This is a genomic window from Nonomuraea sp. NPDC001684 (assembly GCF_053596515.1).
In genome coordinates this window covers 15,266-32,014 of the sequence record NZ_JBSFGJ010000061.1, presented here as the reverse complement: position 1 = coordinate 32,014, position 16,749 = coordinate 15,266, and the positions used below count along the sequence as shown (strand labels likewise).

Here is a 16,749-nt window from a genome sequence, read left to right as displayed (position 1 = left end):
AGAACCTGCTCGGCGAGGTGCGCGGCGACCGCTTCCACGGCTCCTGGGGCGCTGGCGGGATGAACTACATCGACGCCAGGGACATCGCCGCGGTGGCCGCCGCCCTGCTGACCCGGCCGGTGGGCGCGTCGGGCTCGTACCTGCTGACCGGCCCCGAGTCGCCCACCCACGAGGAGATCGCGGCGACGATGACCCGCGTGCTGGGGCGTCCCGTGTCCTACGTGGACCTGCCGGTGCCCGAGATGGCCGCGCGGCTGGCCGGGCAGGGGATCCCGGAGCCGTTCGCCACCGAGCTGGCCACCACGCAGGCGACGCTGAGCCGGACCGGCTGGGCGGAGATCACCACGACCGTCGAGGACGTCACCGGCCGCCCGCCCCGCACCCTGGCCGCCTTCGTCGCCGACCACGCCGACGCCTTCCTCCCGGCGTCCTGACCGCCTGAACGAACCCTCAGGGCTCAGGACGGGTCGACCACCCGGATCCGGACGGCCCGGAACCGGGCGGGCGCGTCGCGCAGGACCGCGAGCCTCGGGTCGGGCACCACCAGGAACGGCTCGCTCTCCAGCGCGAACACCGGCGCGAGCCGCCGGTCGCCGCGCAGCGCGTCGACCGCCCGCCGGTCGCCGCCGAGCACCACCGCCTCCAGCTCGCCGAGCCGCGGCACGAGCACCCGCGCCGCCGTCTCCGCCGCGCTGTCGAAGGCCTGGGCCGCCTGCTTCTGCCGCCTCCTGGCGAAGCGCTGCTGCGACCACCCGCCGGCCGCCGTACGCCCCTGCACCAGCCGGGAGCCGACCTTGGAGTCCAGCAGCTCGGCGCCGTGGAACACGCCGGCCGCGTAACCGCCGAGCCGGACCAGCAGCACGCCCACCCGCCGCGCGGCCTGCGCGTGCGCGACCAGCCTGGTCACGTGCGGCGGGCCGGGGGTCATGGGCGGGAACGGCACGTGCAGCTCGGCCAGCGCGCCGTCGGCGGCGGTCAGGCGGACCACGCGGTCGTCACCGGCGGCCTCGAAGGGGCCGTGGCGGCCGGCGAACCCGTCGATCCAGGGGTGCACGCGCTCGGGCGGCACCGTGACCCAGCGGCCGCCGCCTCTGGCCGGACGCGCGCTCATGTGGGAAGGGTAACCGAACGACATTCCCTTCACGAGAAGGGGGGAACTATAGCGGAAATGTCGGTGAACTTCGTTTCGGGGGGCTTCTGCCGAAACCGTGCCGGTCGGATCATCTGAACGTGTCCTCCCTGCTCACCAGCCCTGTAGTGGATCTCGACAACGGGGCCGTCATCGCGCAGCCCGCCGTCGTCGACCCGGCGGGCGTTCTCCGGGCGGCTCCGCTGCCCATGGTGCTGCCGCTGCCCCTGCACGTGGTGCTCTCGGGCGCCGGGGCGCTGGCGCCGCTCCACGAGGCCCTGCGGCGGGCGGGCAGGCATCCTCGTGAGGCGATCCTGATGCTCACCGGAACGTGCCAGGAGCAGGACCGCCGCCTGCTGAAGGTCAGCCTCGACGGGCTGCGCACGATCGGCTACCTGCTGGGCTTCGCCGACGTGGGCGCGGGCGGCCCGGCGCTGGACGTCGTCACCGACTCCGCGCCGTACCTGCTGGCGCTGGACGAGGAGCTGGTGACCAGGTTGCCCGGCGACCACCGGGCGGCGGCGGTGGCGCGCGCGGTGGTGACGCTGGCCCGCGGGATCGGCGCGCACGTGCTGGCCCCTGGCGTCGAGCGCGAGGGGCAGGTGGCGGTGGCCCGCGGCCTGGGCGTGCGCCTGGCCCACGGCCCGCTGCTGGCGCCCGGCCCCGACGGCAAGATCCGGGTGCCGCTCCCGGTGGCCGACGAGTCGCCGGACGCGTTGATGCTCGGCCCGCGCGTGCAGGAGCTGCTGGTCCCGGCGGTGACGCTGCCGGCCGGGGCCAAGGCGGAGGAGGTCGTGGCGGCGTTCGGGCACGAGCCCACGATCACCAGCGTGATCCTGGTGGACGAGTACCAGCGCCCCAAGGGCAGCCTCGACCGCAGCCGCTTCCTGCTGTCCTTCGCCGCCCGGTACGGGCACGCCCTGCACGGCGCCAAGCCCGCCCAGCGCCTGGCCGACCCGCCGCGCACGGTCCCGAGGACGACCCCGGCCATCGCCGCCATGCAGGCAGCCGGCCGGGACGCGGCCCGCATCTACGACGACCTGGTGGTCACCGACGAGCTCAACCGCTGCCTGGGCATCGTCCGGGTGTCGGACCTGATCCGCCAGATCGCCGCCATGCGGACCTGAGATCCAGCCAGGCCCGGCCAGACCCAGCCCGGCCAGACCCCGCCCGCCAAACCCCGCCCGGCTAGACCCAGCCCTGGGCCTTGGCCCGCCGCACGGCCTCGATGCGGTTGCGCGCGTGCGTCTTCTGGATGGCCGAGGACAGGTAGTTGCGCACCGTGCCCTCCGACAGGTGCAGGCGGCGGGCGATGTCCCCGATCGTGGAGCCGTCGGCGGCGGCGGCCAGCACGTCGCGCTCGCGCGCCGACAGCGGGTTGGGCCCCGCGCTCAGCGCCGCCGCGGCAAGCCCCGGGTCGATGACCCGCTCCCCCGCCTGCACCCGGCGGATGGCCGCCGCGAGATCCTTGGCCGGGCTGTCCTTGACCAGGAACGCCACCGCCCCCGCCTCCATCGCGGTGCGCAGGTAGCCGGGCCGCCCGAACGTGGTCAGGATCATCACCCGGCAGCCCGGCACCCGGGCGGCGATCTCGGCGGCGGCGGTCAGGCCGTCCTTGCCGGGCATCTCGATGTCGAGCAGCGCGATGTCGGGGGTCGCGGCGACCGCGACGGCGACGGCCTCGTTCCCGTCGGCGGCCTCGCCGACCACCTCGATGTCGGGCTCCAGGCCGAGCAGCGAGGCCAGCGCGCCGCGGATCATGCCCTGGTCCTCGGCCAGCATCACCCGGATCACGCGGCCGTCCCCACTCCGACCGGAACCAGCACCCGCAGCCGGAACCCGCCCTTGGGCGCGCCGCCGGCCTCCATGGTGCCGCCCGCGCCCGTCACCCGTTCGCGCAGGCCGCCGAGCCCGCTGCCGGTGCCCTGCGGCTCGCCGCCGCGTCCGTCGTCCATGATCTCCAGGGTGGCGTGTTCGCCGTCGCACGTCACCTGGATCTCGCAACGGGCGGCCCGCGCGTGCCGTACGACGTTGGTGACGCCCTCCCGCACCGCCCAGCCGAACAGCCCGTCGAGCAGGTCGGGCAGCGGCGTGCCGGACACCCGCACCTCGGCCCGCACGCCCGCCGCGCGCAGCACCGAGCGGGCGCCGTCGATCTCCTCCGACAGGCTGCGCTGCCGGTAGCCGGTGACCGCCTCGCGCACCTCCACCAGCGCCTGCCTGGCCACGGACTCGATGTCGGCGATCTCCTGCCGCACCTGCGGCGACTCCTCGGCCAGCCGCCCGGCCAGCTCGCTCTTGAGCACGATCAGCGACAGGCTGTGGCCCAGCAGGTCGTGCAGGTCGCGGGCGATGCGCAGGCGCTCCTCCGTGGCCGCCAGCCTGGCCACCTCGCCCTGCGCCTCGTGCAGCCTCAGCGTCAGCACCCGGCTGTTGCGGATGCTGATGAACAACACGCCCAGCGTGACGACCTGCAGCCCCAGGACGACGACGCCGGCGAACTCGTCGCCGGTCAGCACCCCGGCCGAGACCACCACCGCCAGGTTCACGCCCACCCCGGCCAGCGCCCAGGCGGGCGGGAGGGTGAACCCGTAGAGCACGACCGTGTAGACCGGCAGCGTGAGCCAGGCGCCGCCGAAGGCGAACGCGCTGACCACCGCGATCACCGCGGTCACGCCGAGCAGGGGGAAGGTGGCGCGCGAGCGCTCGTGGAAGCTCTTGGCGCTGATCACCGTGCCGACGAAGCAGCCGATGAACGCGACCAGCGCCACGGCCCCCCAGATCGCCCGGGCGCCCGTGACGCCGCCCGCGACGATCTCGGCGATCGGGAAGACGAGATAGACCATGCCGACGGACATCCCGAGCAGCCGCCGCCTGGGCGACGGCCGCCCGTCACCGAAGTGCAGCTTGTCGGCGAAACTCATGCCCGAACAGTAGCCCGGCGGTACAGGTAGGCGGCAGCCCCGCCCAGGACGACCGCCCATCCGCCGACCACCAGCACGTCGGTCAGCGCGACGCCGTTCCCGGCGACGATGCTCCATCCGAGGCTCGCGTAGTGGTAGGAGGGCATGATGTCGGCCACGGTCCGCATGGTGTCGCCGAACACCTCGGGCGGGAACCACAGGCCGCCCGCGATGGCCAGGACGAACATGCAGATCATCGCGGCCGGCTGCGCGGCGTCGGCCGTCAGCAGCGACCCGATCGCCAGGCCCAGCGCGATGAACGGGATCGTCCCCAGCCACATGGCCAGCAGCAGCGGCACCCACCGGCCGACCGGCATCGACACGCCCTGCTGGACGACCCCGACGACGGCCACCAGCAGCAGCGAGGGCAGCACGAGCAGCATGGCGGTGCCGAGCTTGGTGGCGATGATCATCCAGTTGGGCAGCGGGGTGATCTGGAGCTGGCGCAGCCAGCCGGACTGCCGTTCGGTCGCCCACGGCACCGCCGAGCTCATCATCGACGAGGCCAGCGCCCCGTAGGCGGCCATGGAGACCATCAGCACGACGCTGTAGCTCACCCCGGCGCCGTCGGTCTGCTTGCCGTAGATGTTGGCGTTGATCAGGTACAGCACGACCGGGAAGATGACCACGAAGATGATGTAGCGCCGGTTGCGCAGCATGCGCATCGCCTCGGTCTTGGCGTAGAACAGCATCAGGACTCCCTGGTGAGCGCGAGGAAGGCGTCTTCGAGGTCGGCGCCGGTGAGCTGAAGGCCCTTGACGTCGAGCTCGGTGCCCCGGAACAGGGCGGCCACGGTCGCGTCGGGGTCGGAGGTGTGCAGCGTGGCGGTGCCGGCCGCGACCTCGACGGCGGTGACGCCGGGCAGCCGGTCGAGCCCGGCCGCGGGCTGGTCGCCCAGCGTGAAGCGGACGACCTGCCCGCCCACGCCGGCCTTGATCTCGGCGGCGGTGCCGTCGGCGGCCAGCCGGCCGCGGGCGATGACGATCACCCGGTCGGAGTGCTCGTCGGCCTCCTCCAGGTAGTGGGTGGCGAACAGCACGGTCCTGCCGCCGGCGGCGTAGTCGTGCATGCTGGCCCAGAACCGCAGCCTGGACTCCACGTCCATGGCCGCGGTCGGCTCGTCGAGCAGCAGGATCTTCGGCGCGCCCGCGATGGCCAGGGCGAACCTGACGCGCTGGGTCTGGCCGCCGGACAGCTTGTTCGCGCGCCGCTTGACCAGGTCCGACAGGTCGGCCAGCTTCAGGATCTCGGCCAGCGGCAGCGGGTCGGGGTAGAGCCGGCGGACGAGGTCGATGAGCTCCTTGACCGACAGCTCGGGGATGAGGGCGCCGTTCTGGAGCATCGCGCCCAGCTCGCCGGAGCGCACCGCGTGGTCGGGCGTGCGGCCGTGGATGGTGATCGTGCCGCTGGTGGGACGGAGCAGGCCGAGCAGCATGTTGATCGAGGTGGACTTGCCCGCGCCGTTGGGCCCGAGCAGGGCCACGGTCTTGCCCGGCTCGATGGCGAGCGAGAGGTCGTCGACGGCAAGCACGTCCCCGTAGCGCTTGCTGACCTGGTCGAACACGATGGCGTTCATGTCAGCAAACGCTACGGGCGCGGCTTTTCCCCCGTTAGTGTGATCCTTCCGGGGTTGACGGTGACATTTGTCAGAGGCGGCAGGCGTAGATGTCGGTGACCAGGATGGCCCGCGCGCCGATGTCCCAGAGCTGGTCCATCACCTGCTGGTGGCCCTTGCGCCGGACCATGGCCCGGACGGCGACCCAGCCCTCGCGGTGGAGCGGCGAGACCGTGGGCCCCTCCATGCCGGGCGTGAGGGCGATGGCCTCCTCGATGCGCTCGGCGCGGATGTCGTAGTCCATCATCACGAAGTCGCGGGCGTGCACGACGCCCTGCAGGCGGCGGACGAGCTGGCCCATGCCCGGCGTCTCCGGCGCGCTCTGCCGCTTGATCAGCACGCCCTCCGAGCGCATGATCGGCTCGCCGAACACCTCCAGGCCGACGTTGCGCAGCGTGGTGCCGGTCTCCACGACGTCGGCGACCGCGTCGGCCACGCCGAGCCGGATCGCGGTCTCGACGGCGCCGTCGAGCTTGATCACACGGGCGTCGACGCCCTGGTCGGACAGGTACTTGTCGAGCAGCCCCGCGTAGGAGGTGGCGATGCGCTGCCCGTCGAGGTCTTTGACCGACGACATCGTGCCCGCCTTGGCGGCCAGGCGGAAGGTGGAGCCGCCGAAGCCGAGCGGCATGATCTCCTCGACCGGCGCGCCGGAGTCGATCAGCATGTCGCGGCCGGTGATGCCGAGGTCGAGGGTGCCCTCCCCGACGTAGACGGCGATGTCGCGGGGACGCAGGAAGAACAGCTCGCAGCCGTTGTCCTCGTCGACGACGACGAGCTCCTTGCTGTCCCTGCGGGACCGGTAGCCGGCCTCCTTGAGCATGTTCTGGGCGGCTTCGCTGAGCGCGCCCTTGTTCGGTACGGCCAGACGCAGCATGTTCGGGTCTTCTTCCTCACTCATGGTCGATGGGACGCCGGGGCGGGCGCGAGGCGCCCTAGAGATGCTTGTACACCTCGTCGAGCCCGATGCCCTTGGCGATCATGAGCACCTGCACGTGGTAGAGGAGCTGGGAGATCTCCTCCGCCGCCCTGTCGTTCGACTCGTGCTCGGCGGCCATCCAGCTCTCGGCGGCCTCCTCGACGACCTTCTTGCCGATGGCATGCACGCCGGCGTCGAGCGCGGCCACGGTGCCCGAGCCCGCGGGCCTGGTACGCGCCTTGTCTGACAGCTCGGCGAACAGCTCTTCGAAGGTCTTCATGGTCTCTCTCGTCGGTCGGTTGGCGTGCCTGACAAGCCTAGTCTGCGCGCGACGGTGACGCCGCCCGGAGTCCGCCACGCGAGACGGCCGCTTCCTGCCCGTCGTCCGGGCGCCGCTTGGTCTCCGGAGGGCCGTTCTAGGCTGGTGGTCATGGACATCACGACCGTGGGCAAGCTCTGGGACGCCGACCCCGGCTGGCTCAACACCCCTTCGTACGGCCTTCCGCCCCGCCCGGCCTTCGAGGAGCTGCAGGCCGTGCTCACCGAGTGGCGGCACGGCAGCGGCGACTGGGCGCCCTGGGACGCCTCGGTCGGCCGGGCCCGCACGGCCTTCGCCCACCTGGTCGGCGCCGAGCCGGCCGACGTGACGGTCGGCTCTACGGTGTCGCAGATCATGTCCACGGTGGCGACCGCGCTGCCGCCGGGGGCGCGGGTGCTGGTGCCGGAGATCGAGTTCACCAGCAACCTGTTCCCGTGGGCGGTGGCGGCCGACGTCGAGACCGTGCCCGCCGAGCGCCTGGCCGACGCCGTCACGAGCCGGACCGACGCCGTCGCCTTCAGCCTCGTGCAGTCGGCGACCGGCTACGTGACGCCGCTGCACGACGTCGTCGCCGCCGCCCGCGCCCACGACGCGCTGGTCATCGCCGACGGCTCCCAGGCGTGCGGGTGGCTGCCGGTGCTGGTGGCCGACGGCATCGACGTGCTGGCGTGCGCGGCCTACAAGTGGCTCATGGCCCCGCGCGGAGCCGCGTTCGGGTACCTGTCGCCACGGGTGCGCTCCCTGATGCGCCCGCTGGCGGCCAACTGGTACGCCGGCGACGATCCGGGCGGCTCCTACTACGGGCCGCCGCTGCGGCTGGCCTCCGACGCCCGCGCCTTCGACCTGTCGCCGGCCTGGTTCTGCTACGTCGGCGCGGCGCCCGCGCTCGAACTGCTCAACGAGATCGGCGCCCAGCGCGTCCACGAGCACGACGTCGGGCTGGCCAACCGGTTCAGGGCCGGGCTGGGGCTGGAACCGTCCGACTCGGCGATCGTGTCGGTGGAGGCGCCGGGCGAGCGGCTGGCGGCGGCCGGCATCCGCGCCGCGGTGCGCGCCGGCCGGGTCCGCGCGGGCTTCCACGTCTACAACACCGTCGACGACGTCGACCGCGCTCTTGACGTCCTGACCTCGTAGCTCGCCCGGGAACGACGAAGCCCGCCGCGCCTCCCCTGCGGGAGGTGCGACGGGCAGTCGGTCGTTCAGCCGGCGTCAGCGCTCGAAGCGGCGGCCGCCGTTGTTGCGGCGGAACCCGCCGTTGCCGCGCTCCTCGGAACGGAAGCCGCCGCCGGAGCGGAAGCCGTCGCGGGGGGCGCGCTCGTCGGAGCGGGCGGGCCGGTCACGGTCGCCCGAGAACGGGCGGCCACGGTCGGCGCCGAAGCGGCCGCGGTCGTCGGAGCGGAAACCGCCGCCGCCACGCTGGCCGTCACGGTACCCGCCGCCACGGGGCGCCTCGGCCCGGTAGCCGCGGTCGTCCTGGCGGAACGCCGGACGGTCGTCGGAACGGAAACCACGGTCGTCCTGACGGGCAGGACGGTCGTCGGAACGGAAACCACCGCGGTCGTCCTGACGGGCGGGACGGTCGTCGGAGCGGAAACCGCCGCGCGGCCGGTCGCCCCGCCTGCGGTCGTCGCCGAACGTGCGCGGCTCGGCCGGACGCTGCCCGCCGCCGAACGGCCGCTCGCCCTCGGCGTGCCGGCGCGGACGACGGTCCTCACCGGACTCCTCGTGACGGCGCGGACGACGGTCGTCGCCGCCGGCGAAGGTGCCGTCCTCGTGCCGGCGCGGACGGCGCTCGCCGTCGAACTCGCGGCGCGGACGACGCCCGCCCCGGCGCTCGGCGCCGCCGTGACCGCCCTCACGGCGCGGGCGCAGCGGCTTGCGGACGTCGGGCTCCCACACGGGGATGGCCTCGCCGCTCGGCGTCCTGGCCCCGGCCACCTCGGCCAGCCGGGGGTGCCCCGGGGTGGCCTTGAGCCGGAACGGGTGGATGCCGGCGCGCCTGGTCAGGGCGTCGGTCGAGCGGCGCTCGTTGGGCAGCACCAGGGTGACGACGGTGCCCTTCTCGCCCGCACGGGCGGTACGGCCGCCGCGGTGCAGGTAGCTCTTGTGGTCCTGCGGCGGGTCGACGTGCAGCACCAGGCTGATGTTGTCGACGTGGATGCCGCGGGCCGCGACGTCGGTGCAGACCAGCACGTTGATCGAGCCCTCGCGGAACTCGGCCAGGATGCGGGTGCGCTGGTTCTGGCGCTTGCCGCCGTGCAGGCCGCCGGCCTTGATGCCGACCCGGGCGAGCTGCTTGCACAGCCGGTCGACGCCGTGCTGGGTGCGGACGAAGATGATCGTACGGCCCTCGCGGTTGGCGATCTCGGCCGTGACGTCGAACTTGTCGTCCCGCGTGACCTGCATCACGTGGTGCTCCATGGTGTCGACCGGCGAGGTCGCCGGGGCCACGGAGTGGGTGATCGGGTCCTTGAGGAAGCGGCGCACCAGCTTGTCGACGTCGCCGTCGAGGGTGGCCGAGAACAGCAGGCGCTGCCCGTCGGTCGGGGTCTGGGCCAACAGCTCGGTGACGACGGGGAAGAAGCCGAGGTCGCACATGTGGTCGGCCTCGTCGAGGACGGAGACCTCGACCTGCGCCAGCGAGCACTCGCCCTGCCGGATCAGGTCGCCCAGGCGGCCCGGGGTGGCGATCACGATGTCGACGCCGCGGCGCAGTGCCTCGATCTGCTTGCCCATGGACATGCCGCCCACGACGACCTTCATCCGCAGCCCGAGGCCGCGGCCGAGCGGTTCGAGCGCGTCGTGCACCTGAAGGGCCAGCTCACGGGTGGGCACAAGGATCATCGCGCGCGGGTGGCCGGCGGCGGGCCGCACCCCCGCGATGCGAGCCATGGTCGGCAAACCGAAGGCCAGGGTCTTGCCCGAGCCGGTCTGGCCACGGCCCAGGACGTCATGGCCGGCCAGCACGTCGGGGATCGTCGCACTCTGGATGGGGAACGGGCTGTCGATGCCCTGCTTGGCCAGACCGCTGATGAGCGGCTTGGGAAGGCCGAGCAGTTCGAACTCCGACGGGCCCGTCTCGGGGGCGGTCTCGTCGAACGCGGGCATGACAGAGTCAAGCATGGTCACGAAATTCGTGCCTTTCAGTCGAAGTGGCGCGTCACTTCTGCGAAAGGACGAGCCGGGACATACGGCCTGATGCCGTACACGTTGCATTTACGCCCGCCATCGAGGCGGGACTTCACAGGGGGGATACACCGGGGCACCGGCCGCAGGCGGCGCGATGACGCGAGATGAGGCGTCTGGTGTATACCTGGTGCCAACGCCGGGGATGGTATCGGATATTCCCTGGCTGGGTACGGACCTTCCGAAACCCCTCCTTGGCACACTGAAACGGCTGACGCCCAACGCCAGCCGTTACAGCTAGAAAGATCAGACGTTGAAGCCTAGCATACGGAGCTGCTCACGCCCCTCGTCAGTGATTTTGTCCGGGCCCCACGGCGGCAGCCAGACCCAGTTGATCTTCACGTCGGAGACCATGCCCTCCAGGGCGGAGTGGGCCTGATCCTCGATGACGTCGGTCAGCGGGCAGGCCGCGCTGGTCAGCGTCATGTCGATGGTGGCCACGGGCTGACCGGCGTCGGACGGGTCGAGGTTGAGCCCGTAGATCAGCCCCAGGTCGACGACGTTGATGCCGAGCTCGGGGTCGACGACGTCTTTGAGCGCCTCCATGACCTCCTCGACGGTGGTGTCACCGTCGAAGCCGGTCGGAGTCTCCACAGGCTTGCTCATTGGGCACTCCTCACCACAGCGTCCTTGTAGGCCATCCACGACAGCAGCGCGCACTTGACGCGCGCCGGGAACTTGGCCACGCCCGCGAACGCCACCGCGTCCCCGAGCACCTCCTCGTCGGCCTCGACCTGCCCCCGGCCCTGCATGAGCCGGGTGAACTCGTCGACCACCGACAGCGACTCCTCGACCGTCGAGCCGGTGGCCAGCTCGTGCAGCACGGAGGCGGCCGCCTGGCTGATCGAGCAGCCCTGGCCGTCGTAGGAGACGTCTTCGATCTTACCGGCGTCGCCCACCCTGACCCGCAGCGTGATCTCGTCACCGCACGTCGGGTTCACGTGGTGAACCTCGGCGTCGTACGGCTCGCGCAGCCCCCGCCCCTGCGGGTGCTTGTAGTGTTCCAGGATCAGCTCCTGGTACATCGACTCGCCGATCATGGCTATGCGAACACCTTCTGAACGTGATGGAGGCCGCGCACCAGGGCGTCGATCTCGCCCGTGGTGTTGTACAGGTAGAACGACGCCCGCGTGGTCGCCGGTATTCCGAACCGCAGGTGCAGCGGGCGCGCGCAGTGGTGCCCGACGCGGACGGCGACCCCGAACTGGTCGTCCAGGATCTGCCCCACATCGTGGGGGTGTATGCCTTCCAGCGTGAACGACAGCGTGCTGCCGCGCTGGTCGAGGGAGTCGGGCCCGATCAGCCGCAGCGACGGCACCTCGCGCAGGGCGTCGAGGGCGTAGGCCGTCAGCGAGCGCTCGTGCGCCTCGATGGCGTCCATGCCGACCGCGGTGAGGTAGTCGACCGCCGCGCCGAGGCCGATGGCCTCGACGATGGGCGGCGTGCCGGCCTCGAACTTGTGCGGGATCGGCGCGTACGTCGAGCGGTCCATCCAGACCGCCTCGATCATCTCGCCGCCGCCCAGGAACGGCGGCATGGCCTCCAGCAGCTCGGTACGGCCCCACAGCACGCCGATGCCCGAAGGGCCGACCATCTTGTGACCGGTGAAGGCCACGAAGTCGGCGCCCAGCGCGGCCATGTCCACCGGGTGGTGCGGCACGGACTGCGAGGCGTCGAGCATGATCAGCGCGCCGACCTCGTGCGCCCGCGCGGCCACCGCGGTGACCGGGTTGACCGTGCCGAGCACGTTCGACTGGTGGGCGATCGAGACGATCTTCGTGCGCTCGGTGACGACGGCCGGGTCGAAGTCGAGCCGCCCGTCGTCGGTGACGCCGAACCACTTCAGCGTGGCGCCGGTGCGCTGCGCGAGCATCTGCCACGGCACGATGTTGGAGTGGTGCTCCATCTCGGAGATGACGATCTCGTCGCCGGGGCCGAGGGCGAAGCGCGGGTCGGTGCCCGCGGGGTTGCCGAAGGAGTAGGCCACGAGGTTGAGGGCCTCGGAGGCGTTCTTGGTGAAGATCACCTCGTCGCGCGAGCCCGCCCCGACGAACGCCGCCACCTTGTCGCGCGCGCTCTCGTACGCCTCGGTCGACTCCGCGCCGAGCACGTGCATGGCCCGTCCGACGTTGCTGTAGTGCAGCGCCAGGTGGTCGCGCATGGTGTCGATGACCTGGTTGGGCTTCTGCGAGGAGTTGCCGGAGTCGAGGTAGACGAGCGGGCGCCCGTCGGGCAGCTCGCGGGAGAAGACCGGGAAGTCCTTCCTGATCTTCTCCACGTCCAAGCTGGTGGAAGTCATGCAGATGCCTTCGTGTACTGCTCGTAGCCCTCGGCCTCGAGCTTGTCGGCCAGCTCCGGCCCGCCCTCCTCGACGATCCGGCCGCCGGCGAAGACGTGCACGAAGTCGGGCTTCACGTAGCGCAGGATGCGGGTGTAGTGGGTGATCAGCAGCACGCCGGTCTCACCCGTGGAGCGGAAGCGGTTGATGCCCTCGGAGACCACGCGCAGCGCGTCGACGTCGAGGCCGGAGTCGGTCTCGTCGAGCACGGCGATCTTCGGCTTGAGCAGCTCCAGCTGGAGGATCTCGTGGCGCTTCTTCTCACCGCCGGAGAAGCCCTCGTTGAGGTTGCGCTGGGCGAAGGCGGCGTCGATGGACAGCGCGTCCATGCCGGCCTTGAGGTCCTTGGCGAACTCGCGCAGCTTGGGCGCCTCGCCGCGGACCGAGGTGACGGCCGAGCGCAGGAAGTTCGACACCGACACGCCGGGGACCTCGACCGGGTACTGCATGGCGAGGAACAGGCCGGCGCGGGCGCGCTCGTCGACCGACAGCTCCAGCAGGTCGACGCCGTCGAGCAGCACCTGACCGCCGGTGATCGTGTACTTGGGGTGACCGGCGATCGCGTAGGCGAGGGTGGACTTGCCCGAGCCGTTGGGGCCCATGATGGCGTGCGTCTCGCCGGACTTCACCGTCAGGTTGACGCCGCGCAGGATTTCCTTGTCCTCGACGGCGACCTTGAGGTCACGGATCTCTAGGGTGGACACGTTTATGACTCCTTCGAGAGCGAGACGAGGACGTCGTCGCCGTCGATCTTGACTGTGTAGACGTTCACGGGCTTGGTGGCGGGCGGGCCGGTGGGCTTGCCGGAGCGCACGTCGAAGCACGAGCCGTGCAGCCAGCACTCCAGCGTGCCGTCGTAGACCTCGCCCTCGCTGAGCTTCACCTCGGCGTGCGAGCAGACGTCGTGCAGGGCGAAGACGTCGGCGCCCTTGCGCACCAGCGCCACCGGGGTCTCCCCGACCTCGACGCCGATGACGCCGCCGTCGGGAATGTCGGCGACCTGGCAGACCTTCTCGAAACTCATCGCGCGAGCTCCGCCTCCACCGCGGCCAGCACGCGGTCGCGGATCTCCTCGATCTGGATCTTCTCGATGAGCTGGCCGAGGAAGCCCCTGATGACCAGGCGGCGGGCCTCGTCGTAGGGGATGCCGCGGGCCTGGAGGTAGAAGATGTGCTCGTCGTCGAGGCGGCCCGAGGCCGAGGCGTGCCCGGCTCCGGCGACCTCGCCGGTGAGGATCTCCAGGTTGGGCACCGAGTCGGCGCGGGCGCCGTCGGTGAGGATGAGGTTGCGGTTGAGCTCGTAGGTGTCGGTGCCCTCGGCCTCGACCCTGATGATCACGTCGCCGATCCAGACGGCGTGCGCGTCCTGCCCCTGCAGCGCGCCGCGGTAGTCGACGTTGCTCTTGCAGTTGGGCTGGGAGTGGTCGACCAGGAGGCGGTGCTCCAGGTGCTGGCCGGCGTCGACGAAGTAGACGCCGGACATGTCGGCGTCGCCGCCGGGCGCGGTGTAGGCCACGCTGGGCGAGAGCCGGACCAGGTCGCCGCCGAGGGTCACCACGAAGCTGCGGAAGGTCGCGTCCTTGGCGAGCTGGGCGTGGTGGTGGGAGACGTGCACGGCGTCGTCGTCCCAGTCCTGGAGGCTCACGACCTTGAGGTTGGCGCCGTCGCCGACGACGAACTCGATGTTGTCGGCGTAGACGGCGCTGCCCTTGTGGTCGAGCACGACCACGGCCTCGGCCATCGGCTCCACCTTGACCACGATGTGGCCGTAGGCGGCGCCGTCGCCCTCACCGGTCAGGGTGAGCACGGTCGGCTTCGACGTGACGGCCTCGCGCGGCACCGTGATCACGGTCGCCTTCTCGAAGCTGTTCCACGCCTGCGCGCTGACCCGGTCGGTGGGCGTGAACGCCTTGCCGACGCGGGCGTCGTCGCGCCCGACCGTCTCGACGACGACCTCGGGCGCGGCCTCGACGTCGAGGCGCACGTGGCCCACGGGGTCGGCCTTGCCGTTGTGCAGGCCCTTCAGGCGGGACAGCGGCGTGAAGCGCCACGACTCCTCGCGCCCGGTCGGGACCTCGAAGTCGCCCAGGTCGTAGGACGCCTTCTCGTGCAGGGTCGACAGGGGCTTCTCGTTCAGGCCCATCAGCCGACGGCTCCTTCCATCTGCAGCTCGATCAGCCGGTTGAGCTCGAGCGCGTATTCCATGGGCAGCTCGCGCGCGATCGGCTCGACGAAGCCGCGCACGATCATCGCCATGGCCTCGTCCTCGCCGAGCCCGCGGCTCATGAGGTAGAAGAGCTGGTCCTCGCTGACCTTGGAGACCGTGGCCTCGTGGCCCATCGAGACGTCGTCCTCGCGCACGTCGACGTACGGGTAGGTGTCGGAGCGGCTGATCTGGTCGACCAGGAGCGCGTCGCACTTGACGGTGCTGGCGCTGCCGTGGGCGCCCTCCTCGATCTGCACGAGACCGCGGTAGGAGGTGCGGCCGCCGCCGCGCGCCACCGACTTGGAGATGACGCTGGAGCTGGTGTTGGGCGCCAGGTGCACCATCTTGGAGCCGGCGTCCTGGTGCTGGCCCTCGCCGGCGAAGGCGACGCTCAGCGTCTCGCCCTTGGCGTGCTCGCCCATCAGGTAGACGGCCGGGTACTTCATCGTGACCTTGGAGCCGATGTTGCCGTCGATCCACTCCATGGTCGCGCCCTCGTAGGCGACGGCGCGCTTGGTGACCAGGTTGTAGACGTTGTTCGACCAGTTCTGGATGGTCGTGTAACGGCAGCGGGCGTTCTTCTTCACGATGATCTCGACGACCGCGCTGTGCAGCGAGTCGGAGGAGTAGATCGGCGCGGTGCAGCCCTCGACGTAGTGGACGTAGGAGTTCTCGTCCACGACGATCAGGGTCCGCTCGAACTGGCCCATGTTCTCGGTGTTGATCCGGAAGTAGGCCTGCAGCGGGATCTCGACCTCGACGTTCGGCGGCACGTAGATGAACGAGCCACCGGACCACACGGCGGTGTTGAGCGCGGCGAACTTGTTGTCGCCGACCGGGATCACCGAGCCGAAGTACTCCTTGAAGAGCTCCTCGTGCTCCTTCAGGCCCGTGTCGGTGTCGACGAAGATGACGCCCTTCTCCTCAAGGTCCTCACGGATCTTGTGGTAGACGACCTCCGACTCGTACTGGGCCGCGACGCCGGCGATGAGGCGCTGCTTCTCCGCCTCGGGGATGCCGAGCTTGTCGTAGGTGTTCTTGATGTCGGCGGGCAGCTCGTCCCAGGAAGCGGCCTGCTTCTCGGTCGAGCGCACGAAGTACTTGATGTTGTCGAAGTCGATGCCGGTGAGGTCGGAGCCCCAGGTGGGCAGCGGCTTCTTGGCGAACAGGCGGAGGCCCTTCAGGCGAAGGTCGAGCATCCACTCCGGCTCGTTCTTGAGCGCGGAGATGTTGCGGACGACCTCCTCGGACAGGCCACGCTTGGCCGCCGCGCCCGCGGCATCCGGGTCGGCCCAGCCGAACTTGTAATTCCCGAGGCCTTCCAGCTCCGGGCGGTCGGTGACAGTCACCTTCCGGTCTCCTTGCTCTTGTCTCTGTGTGCGGATTCAGCCAGCGACTTGGGGCTCACGTGGGTCGTGCAGACCCCGTCGCCGTGCGCGATCGTGGCCAGGCGCTGCACCGGGGTGCCGAGCAGTTGCGCGAACGCCTCCGTCTCGGCCTCGCAGAGCTGCGGGAACTCCGCGGCCGCGTGAGCCACCGGGCAGTGGTGCTGGCAGAGCTGGTCGCCGCCCGACTTGGCCTTGCTGGCCGAGGCGGCGTACCCCTCTGCCGACAGCGCCTGCGCCAGCACCTGTACGCGCTGGTCCGCCGGCACCGTCCGCATGACCGGCTCCAGCCGCGTCAGCAGGCTCGACACCTGCGAGCGGGCGAAGTCGGTCACGGCTTCTCGCCCCATGCGCTCGGCCAGGAAGCGGAGTGCGCTCCCGGCGAGGTCGTCATAGGCGTGCTCGAAAGCACTGCGCCCCGCGTCGGTGATGGCGAACAGCTTGGCGGGCCGTCCGCGCCCGCGCTGACCGCGCGGCCTGACCGTGCGAGGCTCTATCATTCCCTCGGCCAGCAACGCGTCGAGGTGCCTGCGCACCGCGGCGGGCGTCAGCCCCAGCCGCTCGCCGAGCGAGGCGGCCGTCACGGGACCATGCTCAAGAATCAGCCTGGCGACACGCGCGCGGGTGCCGCGCTCGCTACCGGGCTCGATCGTGGGCATGTTTTTCACAACATCAGTGTGCCGTAATTCC

The 16,749-nt window shown here is 71.2% G+C and carries 19 protein-coding genes; 3 read left to right on the top strand and 16 right to left on the bottom strand.

The genetic code is table 11. The features are described from left to right. Positions 1 to 434: NmrA family NAD(P)-binding protein (locus tag ACWCSD_RS14840; protein ID WP_449915274.1), on the top strand; the 434-nt coding region annotated here is incomplete at its 5' end. 23 nt (positions 435 to 457) lie between these two features. On the opposite strand, the gene ACWCSD_RS14835 is transcribed toward ACWCSD_RS14840, so the two are convergent. Beyond that, a complete protein-coding gene (locus ACWCSD_RS14835) occupies positions 458 to 1,111 on the bottom strand; it encodes an acVLRF1 family peptidyl-tRNA hydrolase (protein WP_358300097.1) in 654 nt (217 codons plus the stop codon). Positions 1,112 to 1,230: 119 nt separating this feature from the next. Between ACWCSD_RS14835 and ACWCSD_RS14830 the strand changes: the two genes are divergently transcribed. Beyond that, a complete protein-coding gene (locus tag ACWCSD_RS14830) occupies positions 1,231 to 2,256 on the top strand; it encodes an EAL domain-containing protein (protein WP_397158892.1) in 1,026 nt (341 codons plus the stop codon). 61 nt (positions 2,257 to 2,317) lie between these two features. Here ACWCSD_RS14830 and ACWCSD_RS14825 read toward each other — a convergent pair whose 3' ends face one another. The 6 genes from ACWCSD_RS14825 to ACWCSD_RS14800 all read right to left on the bottom strand — a co-directional run bounded on the left by ACWCSD_RS14825 (position 2,318) and on the right by ACWCSD_RS14800 (position 6,906). Next, positions 2,318 to 2,923: a response regulator transcription factor gene (locus ACWCSD_RS14825; protein WP_358300103.1), complete on the bottom strand. Its 606-nt coding sequence runs from the start codon at positions 2,921 to 2,923 to the stop codon at positions 2,318 to 2,320. Further along, on the bottom strand, positions 2,920 to 4,053 hold the full coding sequence (locus ACWCSD_RS14820; RefSeq protein ID WP_397158894.1) for a sensor histidine kinase: 1,134 nt from the start codon (positions 4,051 to 4,053) through the stop codon (positions 2,920 to 2,922). Before ACWCSD_RS14820 ends, ACWCSD_RS14825 begins: the two co-directional genes overlap by 4 nt. Continuing rightward, entirely contained in the window at positions 4,050 to 4,784 is a 735-nt protein-coding gene (locus tag ACWCSD_RS14815) for an ABC transporter permease (protein ID WP_358300109.1), read from the bottom strand. The genes ACWCSD_RS14820 and ACWCSD_RS14815 overlap by 4 nt, the downstream gene beginning before the upstream one ends. Further along, positions 4,784 to 5,668, bottom strand: coding sequence for an ABC transporter ATP-binding protein (locus ACWCSD_RS14810; protein WP_397158896.1), 885 nt, complete (start codon positions 5,666 to 5,668; stop codon positions 4,784 to 4,786). Before ACWCSD_RS14810 ends, ACWCSD_RS14815 begins: the two co-directional genes overlap by 1 nt. Before the next feature lie 70 nt (positions 5,669 to 5,738). Beyond that, positions 5,739 to 6,584: an ATP phosphoribosyltransferase gene (gene hisG / locus ACWCSD_RS14805; RefSeq protein WP_352325534.1), complete on the bottom strand. Its 846-nt coding sequence runs from the start codon at positions 6,582 to 6,584 to the stop codon at positions 5,739 to 5,741. A gap of 58 nt (positions 6,585 to 6,642) precedes the next feature. Further along, positions 6,643 to 6,906, bottom strand: coding sequence for a phosphoribosyl-ATP diphosphatase (locus tag ACWCSD_RS14800; protein ID WP_189652386.1), 264 nt, complete (start codon positions 6,904 to 6,906; stop codon positions 6,643 to 6,645). A gap of 150 nt (positions 6,907 to 7,056) precedes the next feature. Here ACWCSD_RS14800 and ACWCSD_RS14795 point away from each other — a divergent pair, with 150 nt between their 5' ends. Then, positions 7,057 to 8,079 carry an aminotransferase class V-fold PLP-dependent enzyme gene (locus tag ACWCSD_RS14795; RefSeq protein ID WP_449915270.1) on the top strand — a complete coding sequence of 341 codons (1,023 nt, stop codon included), beginning with the start codon at positions 7,057 to 7,059 and terminating at the stop codon, positions 8,077 to 8,079. Between the two features lie 75 nt (positions 8,080 to 8,154). Here the strand turns inward: ACWCSD_RS14795 and ACWCSD_RS14790 are convergent, their stop codons facing one another. From ACWCSD_RS14790 to ACWCSD_RS14750, 9 genes are all read right to left on the bottom strand, one after another. Next, positions 8,155 to 10,068, bottom strand: coding sequence for a DEAD/DEAH box helicase (locus tag ACWCSD_RS14790; RefSeq protein ID WP_397158900.1), 1,914 nt, complete (start codon positions 10,066 to 10,068; stop codon positions 8,155 to 8,157). Between the two features lie 309 nt (positions 10,069 to 10,377). Continuing rightward, positions 10,378 to 10,737, bottom strand: a complete 360-nt coding sequence (locus tag ACWCSD_RS14785) for a metal-sulfur cluster assembly factor (RefSeq protein ID WP_352325530.1) — start codon at positions 10,735 to 10,737, stop codon at positions 10,378 to 10,380. Then, positions 10,734 to 11,171, bottom strand: a complete 438-nt coding sequence (gene sufU, locus ACWCSD_RS14780) for a Fe-S cluster assembly sulfur transfer protein SufU (RefSeq protein ID WP_352325531.1) — start codon at positions 11,169 to 11,171, stop codon at positions 10,734 to 10,736. The genes ACWCSD_RS14785 and sufU overlap by 4 nt, the downstream gene beginning before the upstream one ends. Before the next feature lie 2 nt (positions 11,172 to 11,173). After that, positions 11,174 to 12,430: a cysteine desulfurase gene (locus ACWCSD_RS14775; protein ID WP_358300124.1), complete on the bottom strand. Its 1,257-nt coding sequence runs from the start codon at positions 12,428 to 12,430 to the stop codon at positions 11,174 to 11,176. Next, positions 12,427 to 13,173 carry a Fe-S cluster assembly ATPase SufC gene (gene sufC / locus ACWCSD_RS14770; RefSeq protein WP_352325533.1) on the bottom strand — a complete coding sequence of 249 codons (747 nt, stop codon included), beginning with the start codon at positions 13,171 to 13,173 and terminating at the stop codon, positions 12,427 to 12,429. Before sufC ends, ACWCSD_RS14775 begins: the two co-directional genes overlap by 4 nt. 2 nt (positions 13,174 to 13,175) lie before the next feature. Next, the gene (locus ACWCSD_RS14765; RefSeq protein WP_352325535.1) at positions 13,176 to 13,493 is read right to left on the bottom strand and encodes a non-heme iron oxygenase ferredoxin subunit; all 318 of its coding nucleotides are present in this window, start codon (positions 13,491 to 13,493) and stop codon (positions 13,176 to 13,178) included. Next, positions 13,490 to 14,611, bottom strand: coding sequence for a Fe-S cluster assembly protein SufD (gene sufD, locus ACWCSD_RS14760; protein ID WP_358300127.1), 1,122 nt, complete (start codon positions 14,609 to 14,611; stop codon positions 13,490 to 13,492). Before sufD ends, ACWCSD_RS14765 begins: the two co-directional genes overlap by 4 nt. Next, positions 14,611 to 16,023: a Fe-S cluster assembly protein SufB gene (sufB, locus tag ACWCSD_RS14755; RefSeq protein WP_352364380.1), complete on the bottom strand. Its 1,413-nt coding sequence runs from the start codon at positions 16,021 to 16,023 to the stop codon at positions 14,611 to 14,613. The genes sufD and sufB overlap by 1 nt, the downstream gene beginning before the upstream one ends. Beyond that, positions 16,020 to 16,718: a helix-turn-helix transcriptional regulator gene (locus tag ACWCSD_RS14750; RefSeq protein ID WP_358300130.1), complete on the bottom strand. Its 699-nt coding sequence runs from the start codon at positions 16,716 to 16,718 to the stop codon at positions 16,020 to 16,022. Before ACWCSD_RS14750 ends, sufB begins: the two co-directional genes overlap by 4 nt. Positions 16,719 to 16,749: the final 31 nt, after the last annotated feature.